This window comes from Paragemmobacter straminiformis (assembly GCF_014243445.1).
Lineage (GTDB): Bacteria > Pseudomonadota > Alphaproteobacteria > Rhodobacterales > Rhodobacteraceae > Paragemmobacter > Paragemmobacter straminiformis.
The window spans coordinates 326,164-341,383 of the sequence record NZ_JACLQD010000001.1 but is presented as its reverse complement, the minus strand read 5'-3'; the positions used below and the strand labels follow the sequence as shown (position 1 = coordinate 341,383).

General features: G+C 65.4%; 15 protein-coding genes. 4 read left to right on the top strand and 11 right to left on the bottom strand.

All coding sequences use genetic code 11. The features are described from left to right. Positions 1–15: 15 nt before the first annotated feature. Positions 16–714, bottom strand: a complete 699-nt coding sequence (locus H7F16_RS01540; protein WP_185795792.1) for an SDR family NAD(P)-dependent oxidoreductase — start codon at positions 712–714, stop codon at positions 16–18. 101 nt (positions 715–815) lie between these two features. Continuing rightward, positions 816–1,634: a sulfotransferase family protein gene (locus H7F16_RS01535; protein ID WP_185795791.1), complete on the bottom strand. Its 819-nt coding sequence runs from the start codon at positions 1,632–1,634 to the stop codon at positions 816–818. Between the two features lie 166 nt (positions 1,635–1,800). On the opposite strand from H7F16_RS01535, the gene H7F16_RS01530 reads away from it, so the two are divergent. From H7F16_RS01530 to H7F16_RS01520, 3 genes are all read left to right on the top strand, one after another. Then, a complete protein-coding gene (locus tag H7F16_RS01530; protein WP_185795790.1) occupies positions 1,801–3,378 on the top strand; it encodes a DUF5928 domain-containing protein in 1,578 nt (525 codons plus the stop codon). A gap of 11 nt (positions 3,379–3,389) precedes the next feature. Next, complete coding sequence (locus H7F16_RS01525) at positions 3,390–3,770, top strand: HIT domain-containing protein (RefSeq protein WP_185796598.1); 381 nt, start codon at positions 3,390–3,392, stop codon at positions 3,768–3,770. A 115-nt stretch (positions 3,771–3,885) separates the two neighbouring features. Further along, positions 3,886–4,350, top strand: a complete 465-nt coding sequence (locus tag H7F16_RS01520; protein ID WP_185795789.1) for a DUF1203 domain-containing protein — start codon at positions 3,886–3,888, stop codon at positions 4,348–4,350. A 69-nt stretch (positions 4,351–4,419) separates the two neighbouring features. On the opposite strand, the gene H7F16_RS01515 is transcribed toward H7F16_RS01520, so the two are convergent. After that, positions 4,420–5,004, bottom strand: a complete 585-nt coding sequence (locus H7F16_RS01515) for a YdeI/OmpD-associated family protein (protein WP_185795788.1) — start codon at positions 5,002–5,004, stop codon at positions 4,420–4,422. Further along, the gene (gene polA / locus H7F16_RS01510; RefSeq protein WP_185795787.1) at positions 4,986–7,805 is read right to left on the bottom strand and encodes a DNA polymerase I; all 2,820 of its coding nucleotides are present in this window, start codon (positions 7,803–7,805) and stop codon (positions 4,986–4,988) included. Before polA ends, H7F16_RS01515 begins: the two co-directional genes overlap by 19 nt. Before the next feature lie 139 nt (positions 7,806–7,944). Between polA and H7F16_RS01505 the strand changes: the two genes are divergently transcribed. After that, complete coding sequence (locus H7F16_RS01505) at positions 7,945–8,442, top strand: hypothetical protein (protein ID WP_185795786.1); 498 nt, start codon at positions 7,945–7,947, stop codon at positions 8,440–8,442. Between the two features lie 25 nt (positions 8,443–8,467). On the opposite strand, the gene H7F16_RS01500 is transcribed toward H7F16_RS01505, so the two are convergent. The 7 genes from H7F16_RS01500 to gcvT all read right to left on the bottom strand — a co-directional run bounded on the left by H7F16_RS01500 (position 8,468) and on the right by gcvT (position 15,157). After that, positions 8,468–8,815: a phasin family protein gene (locus tag H7F16_RS01500; RefSeq protein ID WP_185795785.1), complete on the bottom strand. Its 348-nt coding sequence runs from the start codon at positions 8,813–8,815 to the stop codon at positions 8,468–8,470. A 111-nt stretch (positions 8,816–8,926) separates the two neighbouring features. Then, a complete protein-coding gene (locus H7F16_RS01495) occupies positions 8,927–9,112 on the bottom strand; it encodes a zinc-finger domain-containing protein (protein ID WP_185795784.1) in 186 nt (61 codons plus the stop codon). 73 nt (positions 9,113–9,185) lie between these two features. Further along, entirely contained in the window at positions 9,186–9,962 is a 777-nt protein-coding gene (locus H7F16_RS01490; RefSeq protein ID WP_185795783.1) for a hydroxypyruvate isomerase family protein, read from the bottom strand. Continuing rightward, positions 9,962–10,555 (bottom strand): DUF1285 domain-containing protein, encoded by a 594-nt coding sequence (locus H7F16_RS01485; RefSeq protein ID WP_185795782.1) that lies wholly within the window; start codon positions 10,553–10,555, stop codon positions 9,962–9,964. Before H7F16_RS01485 ends, H7F16_RS01490 begins: the two co-directional genes overlap by 1 nt. Positions 10,556–10,712: 157 nt before the next feature. Beyond that, positions 10,713–13,550 (bottom strand): aminomethyl-transferring glycine dehydrogenase, encoded by a 2,838-nt coding sequence (gene gcvP, locus H7F16_RS01480; protein WP_185795781.1) that lies wholly within the window; start codon positions 13,548–13,550, stop codon positions 10,713–10,715. Between the two features lie 100 nt (positions 13,551–13,650). Beyond that, on the bottom strand, positions 13,651–14,010 hold the full coding sequence (gene gcvH, locus H7F16_RS01475; protein ID WP_185795780.1) for a glycine cleavage system protein GcvH: 360 nt from the start codon (positions 14,008–14,010) through the stop codon (positions 13,651–13,653). A gap of 10 nt (positions 14,011–14,020) precedes the next feature. Then, on the bottom strand, positions 14,021–15,157 hold the full coding sequence (gcvT, locus tag H7F16_RS01470; protein ID WP_185796597.1) for a glycine cleavage system aminomethyltransferase GcvT: 1,137 nt from the start codon (positions 15,155–15,157) through the stop codon (positions 14,021–14,023). Positions 15,158–15,220: the final 63 nt, after the last annotated feature.

Here is a 15,220-nt window from a genome sequence, read left to right as displayed (position 1 = left end):
CAAGAGGAAGCGGGGTCACCACGGGATGGCCTTTCCCTGCCAGTCGAAGAAACCGCCCGTGTCGGCGGGAGTAAGGGCGCCGAGAACGGCAAGCAGGTTGGCGGCGGCGGTCGCGGCAGAGACGGTCGGATGGCCTGCGGCATAGGCGCGGGTGAGCGGGGTTTCCACCGTGCCGGGGTGCAAGGTGCAAAGGACCGCGAGGGGATGGCTGCGGGCGATTTCCACAGCGGCGGTGTGGACCAGCTGGTTCAGCGCCGCCTTGGCCGCGCGATAGCCATACCAGCCGCCAAGCCGGTTGTCGCCGATCGAGCCGACGCGGGCCGAGAGGGCCGCGACATGCGCGGGCCGGTCGCGCGGCAGCAGCCGCAGCGCGTGTTTGAGGACAAGCGCCGGACCGATGGCGTTCAGCGCGAATTGTGCGGCAAGGGCGGCAGGGTCCAGCGCGCGCAGGGACTTTTCGGGGCGGTTTCCGTGAAGTTCCAGCGCGCCCGTGGCGAGGAAGATCAGGTCATAGGGCGCGACAAGTGGCGAGAGGGCTGCGGCGATGCTGGACTCGTCGGTGAGGTCGAGCCCGTCTGTCCGGCGCGAGAGGGCGGTGACGTCGCTGCCCCGGTCGCGCAGGGCGGCGGTCAGGGCAGAGCCGATGCCCCCCGACGCCCCGATGACGAGCGCGCGCGAGGGAACATAGGCGGGGCGGGTAGGGGATAAAGTCATTGCCCTGTTCTAGGGCGCGGCGGCGGACTTGCCAGTGTCGCGGGGCCAGTGACGCCGGACAAGTGACGCGGGGCCAGTGAGGCGGGAGCCGGTGGCTGCCGCTAGTCGCCCAGCTTGGCGTGAACCTCGTCTAGATCGACCTCGGCCAGCGGCATCTTGTTGGCGGGATTGTCGAAGTCGTATTTGAACAGCTGGAAATCGCGCTTGTAGATTTCCCACATCAGGTGGCGCGACAGGTCGTCGAAATAATCCTCGACCGGGTGCAGACGCTTGGGGCCGTGCCCTTCGCTTTCGTTGAAGCGCGGGATCAGGGCGAGGTCGACCTTGTGCTTGACCTTCATGTTGTCGAGTACGGCCTGCATGCCGGCATCGAACTTTTCGGTGAAGAAGATGTGGTCGTAGCGCCCGCCGTTGACGATGAAGGTCGAGATATGGCCCGACATGGCCGACCAGTGGATGTCGGGGTCCATCGGCTTGCGGAAGCGGATGGTGTCGCGCGCGAATAGCAGGAAGCGGCGGAAGCTGGCGATCTGGTCGAACTCTTCCTTGCCGTCATCGCCGCCGACCTCGACCCCGTATTTCTGCACCAGCATCGGCACGAGGTTGCCGCGGTAGCGTTTGCCGTTGCGCTGCACGCCGCAGATCTTGTCGAAGAACGACGACAGGATGCGGGTGTAGGGGTTGCGGACGCAGGTGAAGGCGTAGGATTTGTGACCTTTGACATTCGCCTCGATCAACGGCTGGCTGTTCTCCTGCGCCCATTTGTGCAGGCCCTTGGTCGAGTCGTGGATATCGCCATCGAAGAACTTGCCGTGGTCGGAATAGAACATGATCTGCCCGATGGTCGAGCAGGCGCATTTCGGAACCACGCGATAGACCACGCTTTCGCTTTCGGTCATCCAAGTGCCCGGAAAACCCATGAAACTGCCTCCTACCCACCGGGCTTATACGGCGAATTGCGCGCTGCCCTTATCTTTCGTGGCTAAAGAAGCAAAGAAAGGCTGTCTTTTCAATCACTGTTGACGTTATTTGTCGCAAGCTGTGGTTCGCTGCGGCACACCGTTCCCTTGTCAGTCGTGGGTCTGCATGGCCAAGATCGCCTATATCCTCTTGTGTCACAAAGACCCCGAAGGGATCATCGCGCAGGCCGAGCGCCTGACGGCGGCGGGGGATTGCGTGTCGATCCATTTCGACGCCCGCGCCCCGCGCGACGCCTATGACCGCATCCGCAAGGCGCTGGCCGACAATCCCGACGTGACCTTTGCCAAGCGGCGCGAGAAATGCGGCTGGGGAGAATGGAGCCTTGTGGCCGCCACCCTGCATGCGGTGCGGGCCGCGGTCGATGCCTTTCCGCGCGCCACGCATTTCTACATGCTCTCGGGCGATTGCATGCCGATCAAATCGGCGGAATACGCGCATGATTTCGTCGACAGGGAAGAAGCCGACTACATCGAAAGCTTCGATTTCTTCAACTCGGACTGGATCAAGACGGGGATCAAGGAAGAGCGGTTGATCTATCGCCACTGGTTCAACGAGCGCAGCCAGAAGTCGCTGTTCTACGCCTCGATGCGGTTGCAGAGGAAGCTGCGGCTTGACCGGGCCATCCCGCCGGACCTGCAAATCCAGATCGGCAGCCAGTGGTGGTGCCTGCGGCGCCGCACGGTCGAGGCGATCCTCGATTTCTGCGCCGCCCGCAAGGATGTGATGCGCTTCTTCCGCACGACCTGGATTCCGGACGAGACCTTCTTCCAGACGCTGGTGCGCCATCTGGTGCCCGAAAGCGAGATCCGCTCGCGCACGCCGACCTTTCTGATGTTCACCGATTACGGCATGCCGCTGACGTTCTACAACGACCATTACGACCTGCTGCTCAGCCAGGATTATCTGTTCGCGCGCAAGATCTCGCCGGATGCGAAGGAGCTGAAAGAGCGTCTGGGCCAGCTTTACGCCGCACGCGGAGTGCGGTTCTCGATCTCGAACGAGGGGCGCAGCCTGTTCGGCTTCCTGACGGGCCGTGGCCGGATCGGGCGGCGGTTCGCGCCGCGCTTCTGGGAGCGCGAGGCCTCGGTCGGGCGCGAGCGGACCTTGCTTATGCTGACCTGCAAGAAATGGCATGTCGCCAAGCGCCTTGCCCAGCGGTTGCGCGAGGTGACGGACCTGCCGGCGGTGGATTATCTGTTCAACGAGGCGGGGACGCCGCTGCCCGACCTTGGCGGCATCCAGACCACGGTCGAGAAGCGCACGCGGCACCGGCGCGCGCTGGTGCGGATGCTGTTCGACTATTGGAAGACGGACAAGCTGCTGTTCTGCATCGATCCGGCCAACATCGACCTGATGCAGGATTTCTACAATGACCGCGCCACGGTGCGGTTGCTGGAAATCGAATGCGATTTCACCGATGACTACATGGTCGGCCACGCGCGGCGCGTCGGGCTTGCGGGCGAGGCGACGCCCAAGGAAACGCTCGACAGGTTGCTGCCGACGATCCGCTTCGACGTGCGTTTCGAAAGCGACCGGATCCGCGACGCGGGCTTTGCGGGATATCACCGCATCCGCGAAAGCGCAGGCGTCGAGGAAAACACCGTGCCGCTGGCGGCGTTTCTTGGTATTCCGCTGGACAAGGCGCGCCAGATCGCGGCGACGCCACATCTTTTCACCGATTGACGGACCCGATCATGCCGCATGATTACGACCCGACGAATATCTTCGCCCGCATCCTGCGTGGCGAGATTCCGAACAACACCGTGCTGGAGACCGCGCATACGCTGGCTTTCCGCGATATCGCCCCGCAAGCGCCCGACCATGTGCTGGTGATTCCCAAGGGGCCTTATGCCACATTTGACCATTTCGCAGCCGAGGCGTCCGAGGCCGAGATCGTCGATTTCCACCGCACAGCCGCATCGGTCTGTGCGCTGATCGGGGCAAGCCTTGCTTCGGGCGGGCCGGGCTACCGTGCCATCACCAACGCGGGTGGGCATGGCGGGCAGGAAGTGCCGCATTACCACCTGCATATCCTTGCCGGACGCCCGCTGGGCCGGATGGTCGAAAAGGGCTGACCCCCCGCGCCGCGGCAAGCCGCCGTGGTGCGAAGGCAGAAAGGTTTGCGCAGGAAACGGGTCGCGCCGGGGGCGGGGGCCTGCAAGGTTGCGGTGTCTTTTGTCCGAGGATGCCATGACCTTGCGATTTCTTCCCATCCCCACCGACATCGTCCGGGCCTATCAGGCAGGCGGTCCCGATGCCTATGGCCTGCCGCCCGAGCGGCGGGTCAGCGACGGGGGCGGCAACCCGTGCCGCCATTGCCTGCGCATGATCCCCGCAGGCGCCGGGATGCTGGTGCTGGCGCATCGGCCTTTCGGCAGTCTTCAACCCTATGCCGAGACGGGGCCGATCTTTCTATGTGCCGCGCCCTGCGAAGCGGGGGGCGGGGAAGGGATGCCCGAGGTTCTCTCCTCGCCCGATTACATCGTCAGGGGATACGGGCCGGACGAGCGCATCGTCTATGGCACGGGCGCGGTGGTGCCGACGCAGTCCATTCCCGCGCGGGCGGCAGAGCTGCTGGGGCGCGGGGATGTGGCTTGCGTTCATGTCCGTTCGGCGCGGAACAACTGTTTTCAGCTTCGCATCGAACGGGCCTAGGGACGGCCCTTGCGGCGGGGGCCTGCCGCCCCCGCACCCCCCGCGAGTATTTGGACAAGGCTGAAGCGGTCAGTCGCCGCTTTTCGTCAGGGTTTCGATGTATTCGGCAATGCGGCGGCTGCGGGCCGACGGGGTCTTGGCGGTCGACAGCCGGAAGGCCAGTGCCGCGCGGGCCTTGGCAGAGAGGGCGTTGAAGGCGGTGGCGGCGGCTTCGGGTGCGGCGTCAAGCGCGGTGAGGAAATCATCGGGGATTTCGGCGGTCTTATCGCCGGCATAGGCGGCCTCCCAGCGGCCATCGGCGCGGGCGCGGGCGACTTCGGCAAGGCCGGGGTCTTCCATCCAGCCGCCCGCGATCAGCTTTTCGGCCGTGGCGCGGGCCTTGGCCGTCCACGGGCTGCCCGCACGGCGCGGGGTGAAGCGGTGCAATATGTGGTGCAGCCCGTCGGGCTTTTTCTGCGCGTCGATCCAGCCCCAGACGATGGCCTCCTCGATGGCCTGTTCCCAGTCGATCGAGGCGGTGCCGGTGGCCTTTTTTGCAAGGCGCAGCCAGACATCGGCGGCCTTGTCATGGCGCTGCGAGAGCCAGAAGTTCCATTCTTCGGGCGTGGCAAAGGTCAGGGGGACGGGCGCGCGGGTCAATGCGCGGCCGCCCATGTCTGGCCCTGGCCCGCCTCGACGATCAGCGGCACCTTGAAATGCACGGCGGGCGCTGCGGCCCCTTCCATCACATCCTTGGCGCGGGCGACAAGGGTGGCTGCGGCGTCCTCGTCCACCTCGAAGAGCAATTCGTCATGCACCTGCAAGAGCATCGTCGCGGGCAGGTCCGCGATGGCGGCGGGCATGCGGATCATGGCGCGGCGGATCACATCGGCGGCGGTGCCCTGGATGGGCGCGTTGATCGCCGCCCGCTTGGCAAAGCCTGCGGTCGGCCCCTTGGCGTTGATTTCGGGCGTGTTGATTTTCCGACCGAACAGCGTCTGCACATAGCCCGCGGCCTGCGCGGATTTGACGGTTTCGGACATATAGGTCCTGATGCCGGGGAAGCGTTCGAAGTAGCGGTCGATGAAGCCCTGCGCCTCGGCCCGAGGGATGCGCAGGTTGCGGGCAAGGCCGAAGCCCGAGATGCCGTAGATCACGCCGAAGTTGATCGCCTTGGCCTTGCGGCGGATGTCGCTGGTCATCTGGTCCAGCGGCACGTTGAACATTTCCGAGGCTGTCAGGGCGTGGATGTCCACCCCCTGCCGGAAGGCCTGCTGCAATTCGGAGATATCGGCGACATGGGCAAGGATGCGCAGCTCGATCTGGCTGTAGTCGAGGCTGACCAGAACGCGGCCCCTTGGGGCGACAAAGGCCTCGCGGATGCGGCGGCCCTCTTCGCTGCGGACGGGGATGTTCTGAAGGTTCGGGTCGTTCGACGACAGTCGCCCCGTCACGGCACCCGTGATCGAATAGCTGGTGTGGACGCGGCCCGTTTCGGGGTTGATGTGGTCTTGCAGCGCGTCGGTATAGGTGGATTTCAGCTTGGACAGCTGCCGCCAGTCAAGCACGCGCGCGGCAAGCCGTGCCGCCTGCGGATGGGCATCTTGCAGCGTGGTGATGTCCTCGAGGATGTCGGCCCCCGTGGCATAGGCCCCGGTCTTGCCCTTTTCGCCCCCCGGCACCTGAAGCCGGTCGAACAGAACCTCGCCCAATTGCTTGGGGCTGCCGACGTTGAAGGGCTCGCCCGCGATCTCCTGGATCTCGGCCTCGAGGCCCGCCATCTTTTGCGCAAAGGCGTTGGACATGCGCGACAGCGTATCGCGGTCGACCTGGATTCCCGCCATCTCCATATCGGCAAGCACGGGGACCAGCGGGCGTTCGAGCGTTTCGTAGACGGTCGTCACCCGCGCCTTGTGCAGCATCGGCTTGAAAAGCTGCCACAGCCGCAGCGTCACATCGGCATCTTCGGCGGCATAGCGCACCGCCTGATCCACAGGGACGCGGTCGAATGTCACCTGTGCCTTGCCCGACCCGAGCAGCGATTTGATCGGGATCGGCACATGGCCGAGGTAGGTTTCCGACAGCGCATCCATGCCGTGATTGTGCAGCCCCGCATGCATGGCATAGGACATGAGCATCGTGTCGTCGATCGGCGCCACATGCACGCCACGGCGGGCGAAGATCTTGGCGTCATACTTCATGTTCTGCCCGATCTTGAGGATCGCGGGGTCTTCCAGAACGGGTTTCAGGATCGCCAGCGCCTCGGCCTCGGCCATCTGCCCTTCGGCGCGCTGGGCGGTGCCGAACAGATCGTCGGTGCCGGTGCGGTGGCCCAGCGGGATGTAGCAGGCCAGCCCCGCCTCGGTCGCCAGCGAGATGCCGACAAGGTCGGCGCGCATTTCGTCAAGGCTGGTGGTTTCGGTATCGACCGCCACGTAGCCGCGCTCGCGGATGCGGGCGACCCATGCCTGCAAGGCCGCCGCATCGCGCACGGCTTCATAGGCGTCATGGACGAAGGGGGCCGTCGCCGCCTGCGTGGCCTGCGTCTGCACCTCGGTGCCCTTGTCGGCGTCGAGCGCGGGGGCCTCGACCTTCAGCTTCTCGGCCACACGGCGGGTCAGGGTGCGGAATTCCATCGCGTTGAGAAAGCCGAGGATCGTGTCGGGGTCCGGCTCTTTCAGTTCGAGCGTTTCCAGCCCGACGTCGAGCGGCATATCGGCATCGAGCGCGACGAGACGCTTGGAAATGCGGATCAGATCGGCGTTGTTCACCAGCGCCTCGCGCCGCTTGGGCTGGGGGATTTCGCCTGCCCGTTCCAGCAGGGATTCGAGGCTGCCGAATTCGTTGATCAGCAGGGCGGCGGTCTTGATCCCGATCCCCGGCGCGCCCGGCACGTTGTCGACCGAATCTCCGGCCAGCGCCTGCACATCGACCACGCGGTCGGGGGCGACGCCGAATTTCTCGAACACCTCGTCCAACCCGATCCGCTTGTTCTTCATCGGGTCGAGCATGTCGACCCCGTTGCCCACCAGTTGCATCAGGTCCTTGTCGGAGGAGATGATCGTCACCGTCCCCCCGGCCTCGCGGGCGCGGCGGGACAGGGTGGCGATGATGTCGTCGGCCTCGTAGCCGTCGATCTCGATGCAGGGCACGTTGAAGGCGCGCGTGGCTTCGCGGGTAAAGGCGAATTGCGGGCGGAGGTCTTCGGGCAGTTCGGGGCGGTTGGCCTTGTATTCGGGGTAGATCTCGTTGCGGAAGGTGATGGAACCCGCGTCGAAGATCACCGCAAGATGGGTGGGTGCCTCTTGGCTGCGGGTGGTGGTCAGTTCGCCCCAGAGCAGGTTGCAAAAGCCCGCCACCGCGCCGACGGGCAGGCCGTCGGATTTGCGTGTGAGCGGCGGAAGCGCGTGATAGGCGCGGAAGATGAAGGCCGATCCGTCGATCAGGTGAAGGTGGCAGCCCTTGCCGAAGGTCATGCGCGGCGTCTCCGATTGGTTCAGCGCGTTATGGCACGGGGCGGCGGGGCGGCAAAGGGCGGATGCAGGGAGCGGGCATGTTGATCGGGGACGTGGATCGCCCTATGGTTGCGGGATGTGTTGCGCAAGGGTGGCCGATGTGCGTTCCGGTGGTGTTCTGGCCTGTCTTGTCGCGGTGTTGCCCTTGGGTGCGGCCGCCGAAAACAGCGCGGCCCCGGGTGCCGACGACGCAAAGGGAACCGTCTGTCTTGTGACCGATGATTCCGGCAGTTGTTCGCGTATTCTGGCCTGCATCGGAACCGAGGGCCGCTGGTTCAACGGCCGCGCCTTTGGCCGTGGCGAGGGGTGGTTGTCGGGTAAGACCGATGACGGGGTGGCTTGCAGCGGAACATGGGTGACCCGGAACGCCCTTGGCCTTGGTCAGGCGGATGTGACCTGTTCCGATGGCATGACGGTTTCGGTGTTCTACTCCTATCAGGATTACTACACCGGCACCGCCATCGGGCGCGGGCTGTCGAACGGCGGGGATCTGGTGCAAAGCTGGTCAGGCGAACATGTGGTCGACTATTTCGCCGACGGCCGCCCGAAGGCCGAGGCGCGGATGCGCTGCGGTCCGGTCGACATCCCTGTCAGCTAGCAGGGCGCGCGCCCTGTCGGGCCGGCTATTTGCCCGTCTTGCGACCCAGCGCGCTGCGGATTTCGTCCTGCGTGCCTTCGCCGATCTCTTGCGCGGTGGCCTGCATCAGCGATGACAGCCGCCCCGCCTCTTGCATGTAATCCGAGGCGAGACGCTGCCAGAACCCCGAAAGCACCGCACCCGCCGCCGTGGCATCGGGGGCGGCGGCCAGTTCGCCCAACATGGCGCGGTCTTTCTCGAAGCGGGTTTTCAGGAAATCCAGCGCCTCGATATTCTGCTTCAGCACGGCGTCCATCATGCGCACCTGCGCCTGCATCACGCCCTTGGCCGGTTCGGTCGGGTCTGCTTGACTGGGATCGGTCGGTTTTGCCATGATCGCTCTCCGCTAGATTGCGGAGCCGATGGTAGCACAGATTAATGCGATCCGTCCTTGATCCGGCGCAATCGGCAGAGGCTTGCCAAGCGCCGCGCGCGGCCCGCGCGATCAGTGGTCGTCGTGGGCGTGGTCGCGGTCGATCACGTAGCGCTTGTCGCAATAGCCGCATTCGACAAAGCCCGTGTCCTGCGGGATCGCCAGCCAGACGCGCGGATGGCCAAGCGCGCCTTCTCCCCCGTCGCAGGCGACCTTCCAGGTGGTGACGATCTGGGTCTCGGGCGCGTCGACGGTCATGGGCACGGTCTTTCCTGCTAAGCGGTGGCGGGCATTTTACCCCAGAGCGCGGCAGGGGCAAGCCCTTCGGAGGCTAGGCCCCGATCAGACGCGCGCGGCTTTTCAGCGCGTTCAGCCACATCAGCCCGTGAACCGTGGCGCGGACGGGCAGATATTCGGCGGCGACCCAGCCGGACCAGCCGGTTTCGTCGAGTTCGGTGCAAAGGCCGGTCAGGTCGAAACCGCCGCCGCCGGGTTCGTTCCGGGACGGAAAACCGGCGATCTGGATGTGATTGACGCGGCTTTTGTGCCGCGCCCAGACGGCATCGGCATCACCGTGGATGCGGGCCGCGTGCCACAGGTCGAACTGGATGCCGAGACTGGCAAGGCCAAGGTCGTCGACGATCCGCGCGGCCTGGTCGAAGTCGTTCAGGAAATAGCCCGGCATGTCGTCGGCATTCAGCGGTTCGATGCACAGCGTCAGCTCGGGGGCCTGTTCGGCGGCCCATGCAAGGTTGTCGCGATAGGTGGCTTCCGCCTGTTCGCCCTTGGCCACGCCCGCCATCACATGCAGCCGCGCGGCCCCGAGCTGCGTCGCCACCTCGGCCCCGCGCAGGAAGCTTTGGCGGAAATCGCCCACGGCCCCCGGAACGGCCGCATAGCCCCGGTCGCCCGCCGCCCAGTCGCCCGGCGGCGTGTTGATCAGCGCCACGGGCATTCCGGTCAGCGCGGCCTGCCAGTCTTTCAGCGGGTGGTCATAGGGGAACAGCACCTCGACCCCGTCGAATCCCGCCTCGCGTGCGAGGTCCGGACGCGCGAGCGTCGGCACCTCGGTGAAGAGCATGGTCACATTTGCGGCGTAACGGGGCATCAGGTCAGGTCACTCGAAGGAATCACCGGAAAGAACCTGCCCGAGGACCAGAGGCCAAACCAGCTTTTTCCCTCGTGCATCTCGTGGACGCCCAGCTCGATCAGCCGGTAAAACGACTTGCGGTCGATCAGCGCATCCAGCCCCGCGCGGATGTGGACATAGGGCGAGGGTTCGCCATCGGCGCCGTTCCGTTCAACCCTGATTGGGTTTTCGGCACCTGCCGCCACCTCGTCTCCGACCTGCGTGACAAAGCGCAGCACCTGATCGCGGCCCGCACCTTCGGCGGTGAAATCGACCGCAAGAAAAGGCGCGTCATCGACCGTGATGCCGACCTTTTCGACGGGAGTGACAAGGAAATACCGGTCTCCTTCCCGTTTCAGGATGCCGGAGAACAGCTTGACCATGCCCGGGCGCCCGATGGGCGTGCCCTGATAGAACCAGATGCCGTCGCGGGCGATGCGCATGTCGATGTCGCCGCAAAAGGGCGGATTCCACAGATGCACCGGCGGCAAGCCGCGCTTCGATGCGGCCCCCGCAGCGGCGGCCAACCCCTCGGCCGAAGGTTTCGGGCTTTTTTCGCTGTCCGGCGTCATGCTGCCCCTTTCGCGTTCGCACCCTGTCTAAGCCGCATCGGCCCCGCTGCCAAGCGGCGCGGCCAGCAGGGGCGGGCAGGGGCGCGCGGGTCGGGTTCGGCGGCAACCGGGCGCGCCGCGACGCGCCCGATCCCCGGTGCGACCAACCTGCCTGTCCCTATTCGGCCGCTTCGGCATAGGCCTCGAGCGGCGGGCAGGTGCAGATCAGGTTGCGGTCGCCATAGACGTTGTCGACGCGGCCCACGGGGGGCCAGTATTTGTCGACGCGGAAGGCTCCGGGCGGGAAGCAGCCCTGCTCGCGCGGGTATTTGCGAGTCCAGTCTGCCACGAGGTCCTCGACCGTGTGGGGGGCGTGGCGCAGCGGGCTGTCCTCGGACGAGATCTCGCCCTTCTCGACGGCGGCGATCTCGGCGCGGATGGCCAGAAGGGCGGTGATGAAACGGTCGATCTCGGCCTTGGTTTCGGATTCGGTCGGTTCCACCATCAGCGTTCCCGCGACCGGCCATGACATGGTCGGCGCGTGGAAGCCGTTGTCGATCAGCCGCTTTGCGATGTCATCCACCGTCACGCCGAATTCGGCAAAGGGACGGGTGTCGAGGATGCATTCATGCGCCACGCGCCCCCGATTGCCCATGAACAGGACCGGGTAGGACGATTGCAGCCGTGCCGCGATGTAATTGGCGTTCAGGATTGCCACGCGGGTTGCCTGCGTCAGGCCCGAGCCGCCCATCATCAGGCAATAGGCCCACGAGATCAGCAGGATCGAGGCCGACCCGTAAGGTGCGGCGCTGACCGCGCCGTCGGTGCCCGATTCCTCGTGCCCCGGCAGATAGGGAGCAAGGTGGGCTTTCACCCCGATCGGCCCCATGCCCGGACCGCCGCCGCCATGCGGAATGGCAAAGGTCTTGTGCAGGTTGAGGTGCGACACGTCCGACCCGATCTCGCCCGGTTTCACAAGGCCGACAAGGGCGTTCATGTTGGCCCCGTCAAGATAGACCTGACCGCCATGGTCGTGGGTGATGCGGCAGATGTCGCGCACGGTTTCCTCGAAGACGCCGTGGGTCGAGGGGTAGGTGATCATGCAGGCGGCAAGGTTTCCGCCCGCTTCGGCCGCCTTGGCGCGGAAGTCGTCAAGGTCGACGTCGCCGTTGGGGGCGGATTTCACCACCACCACATGCATCCCCGCCATCTGGGCCGAGGCGGGGTTGGTGCCGTGGGCGGAAACGGGGATCAGGCAGATGTTGCGATGCCCCTCGCCACGGGCGCGGTGATAGGCCTGGATGGTCAGAAGCCCCGCATATTCGCCCTGCGCGCCGCTGTTGGGCTGCATGGAGAAGGCGTCATATCCCGTGACTTCGCACAGCTTGGCGGTCAGGTCCTCGATCGCTTCGCGGTAGCCGAGGGCCTGATCGGCGGGGGCAAAGGGGTGGAGGCTGCCGAATTCGGGCCATGTGATCGGCATCATTTCCGCCGCCGCGTTCAGCTTCATCGTGCAGGACCCCAGCGGGATCATGGCACGGTCGAGCGCAAGGTCGCGGTCCGACAGGCGGCGCATGTAGCGCATCATCTCGGATTCGGCGCGGTTCATGTGAAAGACGGGGTGGGTCAGATAGTCCGTCTCGCGCAGCATCGCTTCGGGAAAGCCCAGCGTGGCGCGGTGCGGCGGGACACCGTCGATGCCAAAGGCGCGCAGCACGCGGATCAGCACCTTTTCGTCGGTCGTCTCGTCAAGGCTGATGCCGACGCGGTCGGTGCCGACCTTGCGGAAGTTCAACCCTTCGGCCCGTGCGGCGGCAAGGATGCCGGCCTGTCCCACGCCCACCTCGACGGTGATCGTGTCGAAAAACGCCTTGGGCGAGACCTTGGCCCCTGCGGCTTTCAGCGCGCGGGCAAGGCGGTTGGTCAGGAAATGCACGCGTTCGGCAATCGCCCGCAGCCCCTTTGGCCCGTGGAACACGGCGTAGAACGAGGCCATGACAGCCAGAAGCGCCTGCGCGGTGCAGACGTTCGAGGTCGCCTTTTCCCGACGGATGTGCTGTTCGCGGGTTTGCAGCGAAAGGCGGTAGGCCTTGTTCCCGCGCGCGTCGATCGAGACGCCGACGATGCGGCCGGGCATGGCGCGCTTCATGTCATCCTTGCAGGACATGAAGGCCGCATGCGGGCCGCCGTAGCCCATCGGCACGCCGAAACGCTGGCTCGAGCCGATGGCGATATCGGCCCCCATCGCGCCCGGCTCTTTCAGCAGGGTCAACGCCAGAAGGTCGGTCGCCACGATGGCAACCGCCTTGGCCGCGTGCAGCGCCGCGATTTCGGCGGTGAAATCGGTGACATGGCCGTAGGTGCCGGGATATTGGAAGATCGCGCCAAAGACCTTTTCCGGCTCCATCTTGGCCGGATCGCCCACGATGATCTCGATGCCCAGCGGCATGGCGCGGGTCTTGATGACGCCGATGGTTTGCGGATGGCAGCCATGGTCGACGAAGAAACCGCGGGCCTTTGATTTCGCCACGCGCTCGGCCATCGCCATCGCTTCGGCGGCGGCGGTCGCCTCGTCGAGCAGCGAGGCATTGGCCACGGGAAGCCCGGTCAGGTCTGCGATGAGGGTCTGGTAGTTCAGCAGCGCCTCGAGACGGCCTTGGGCGATTTCGGGCTGGTAGGGGGTATAGGCCGTATACCACGCCGGATTTTCAAGGATGTTGCGCTGGATCGCAGGGGGCGTGACGGTGCCGTAATAGCCCTGGCCGATCAGGCTGGTCATCACCTTGTTGCGCGCGGCGACGGTCCGCATCCGCGCCAGAAGGTCATGCTCGGATAGGGGCGCCCAGCCGAGGGGGACAGATTGGCGGATCGATTTCGGCACGGTCTGGTCGATCAGCTCGTCGAGCGAGCTTACGCCGACGGCGGCGAGCATCTCGTCCATCTCTGACGGGGAGGGGCCGATGTGGCGGCGGTTTGCAAAGTCGTAGGGGTTGTAGTCGACGGGCGTGAAGGCCATGGCGCTGCTCCGGTGCGGGGGGATGCGGGCGCAGTCCGCGCCCGCAAAATCCTTTTGGGGATCTTGCAAATGTCCTTGCAGGAACCGGCTTTTCCGATCGTCAGGCGATCAGGTCGTTGTATTCGTCCTCGTCCATGAACTGGTCGAGCACCGACAGGTCGTCGATCTTCATCTTGAAGAACCACGCCGAACCGGTGGGGTCGTCGTTCACGAGGCCGGGGTTGTCGACGAGTTTCGAGTTCACCTCGACGATCTCGCCATCGACGGGGGCAAGGATGTCGGAGGCCGCCTTGACGCTTTCGATCACCACGGCCTCGTCTCCCGCGGCGACCATGGTTTCGGTCTCGGGCAGTTCGACGAAAACCACATCGCCAAGCTGGGTCGCGGCATGTTCGGTGATGCCGACGACGACCAGATCGCCTTCGACGCGCAGCCATTCATGTTCTTCGGTGTATTTCATGATCTTTTCCCTAACGCTTGTAGGATGTCGGATGGAAAGGCAGGTCGGTTACGGTGACCGGAAGGCGCTTGCCCCGCAGCTCGCCCAACAGGGTGGTCCCCGTTGCGGCATTTGGGGCCGAGACGTAGCCCATTGCAACGGGGGCTTCGACCGAGGGGCCGAAACCGCCCGAGGTGATGGTGCCGATGCTCTCGTCCTTGTCCGAGAAGATGGCGGTGCCTTCGCGCATCGGGGCGCGGCCATCGGGGCGCAGGCCGACGCGCAGGCGGGCGGGGCCGGTTGCGAGTTCGGACAGGATGCGCGGCGCTCCGGGGAAGCCGCCCGCACGGTCGCCGCCCGCGCGGCGGGCTTTCTGGATCGCCCATGTCAGGCCCGCTTCGACGGGGCTGGTGGTGGTGTCGATGTCATGGCCGTAAAGGCAAAGCCCCGCCTCAAGCCGCAGCGAGTCGCGCGCGCCGAGGCCGATGGGAAGCACTTCGGGTTCGGCCAGCAGCGCCTTGGCGAAGGCTTCGGCCCGCGCCTCGGGGACCGAGATTTCGAACCCGTCCTCGCCCGTGTAGCCCGAGCGCGATACCCAAAGCTCGGTCCCTTGCCACAGGGGGCGGGCCACATCCATGAAGCGCATGGCGGCGGTTTCGGGGATCAGTCGGGCCAGAACATCGCCCGCCTGCGGACCCTGAAGCGCCAGAAGGGCGCGGTTCTCGATGAACTCGACCTCGGCCACGGCGGACAGATGCGCGCGCATATGGGCCACGTCGGCGTGTTTGCAGGCGGCGTTGACGACGACGAAAAGGTGGTCGCCGCGGTTGGCGAACATCAGGTCGTCAAGGATGCCGCCCGCGTCATTGGTGAACAGGCCATAGCGTTGCCGTCCCTGTGCCAGACCCAGCACATCGACCGGCATCAGCGCCTCGAAGACCAGTGCAAGGTCGGCCATGCTGCCCTTGGGGTGCAGGATCACCTGCCCCATGTGGCTCACATCGAACAGACCCGCCGCGGTGCGGGTGTGGATGTGTTCCTTCATCACTCCGGCAGGATATTGCACGGGCATGTCATAGCCCGCAAAGGGGACCATCTTGCCCCCGAGTGAGACATGCAGGTCATGCAGTCCCAGACGCAACAGATCGGACAAATGCCCTCTCCCCATGCTTGCGCCGCTGTCGTTATCGCGCGGCATCTTCAAGACAGGCCGATCCCTGTCCCTCGATGC

Bases quoted from the DNA above. Each gene is read 5' to 3' on its own strand.
- H7F16_RS01540 (WP_185795792.1), bottom strand. From the start codon at position 714: ATGACTTTATCCCCTACCCGCCCCGCCTATGTTCCCTCGCGCGCGCTC.
- H7F16_RS01535 (WP_185795791.1), bottom strand. From the start codon at position 1,634: ATGGGTTTTCCGGGCACTTGGATGACCGAAAGCGAAAGCGTGGTCTAT.
- H7F16_RS01530 (WP_185795790.1), top strand. From the start codon at position 1,801: ATGGCCAAGATCGCCTATATCCTCTTGTGTCACAAAGACCCCGAAGGG.
- H7F16_RS01525 (WP_185796598.1), top strand. From the start codon at position 3,390: ATGCCGCATGATTACGACCCGACGAATATCTTCGCCCGCATCCTGCGT.
- H7F16_RS01520 (WP_185795789.1), top strand. From the start codon at position 3,886: ATGACCTTGCGATTTCTTCCCATCCCCACCGACATCGTCCGGGCCTAT.
- H7F16_RS01515 (WP_185795788.1), bottom strand. From the start codon at position 5,004: ATGGGCGGCCGCGCATTGACCCGCGCGCCCGTCCCCCTGACCTTTGCC.
- polA (WP_185795787.1), bottom strand. From the start codon at position 7,805: ATGACCTTCGGCAAGGGCTGCCACCTTCACCTGATCGACGGATCGGCC.
- H7F16_RS01500 (WP_185795785.1), bottom strand. From the start codon at position 8,815: ATGGCAAAACCGACCGATCCCAGTCAAGCAGACCCGACCGAACCGGCC.
- H7F16_RS01495 (WP_185795784.1), bottom strand. From the start codon at position 9,112: ATGACCGTCGACGCGCCCGAGACCCAGATCGTCACCACCTGGAAGGTC.
- H7F16_RS01490 (WP_185795783.1), bottom strand. From the start codon at position 9,962: ATGCCCCGTTACGCCGCAAATGTGACCATGCTCTTCACCGAGGTGCCG.
- H7F16_RS01485 (WP_185795782.1), bottom strand. From the start codon at position 10,555: ATGACGCCGGACAGCGAAAAAAGCCCGAAACCTTCGGCCGAGGGGTTG.
- gcvP (WP_185795781.1), bottom strand. From the start codon at position 13,550: ATGGCCTTCACGCCCGTCGACTACAACCCCTACGACTTTGCAAACCGC.
- gcvH (WP_185795780.1), bottom strand. From the start codon at position 14,010: ATGAAATACACCGAAGAACATGAATGGCTGCGCGTCGAAGGCGATCTG.
- gcvT (WP_185796597.1), bottom strand. From the start codon at position 15,157: ATGGGGAGAGGGCATTTGTCCGATCTGTTGCGTCTGGGACTGCATGAC.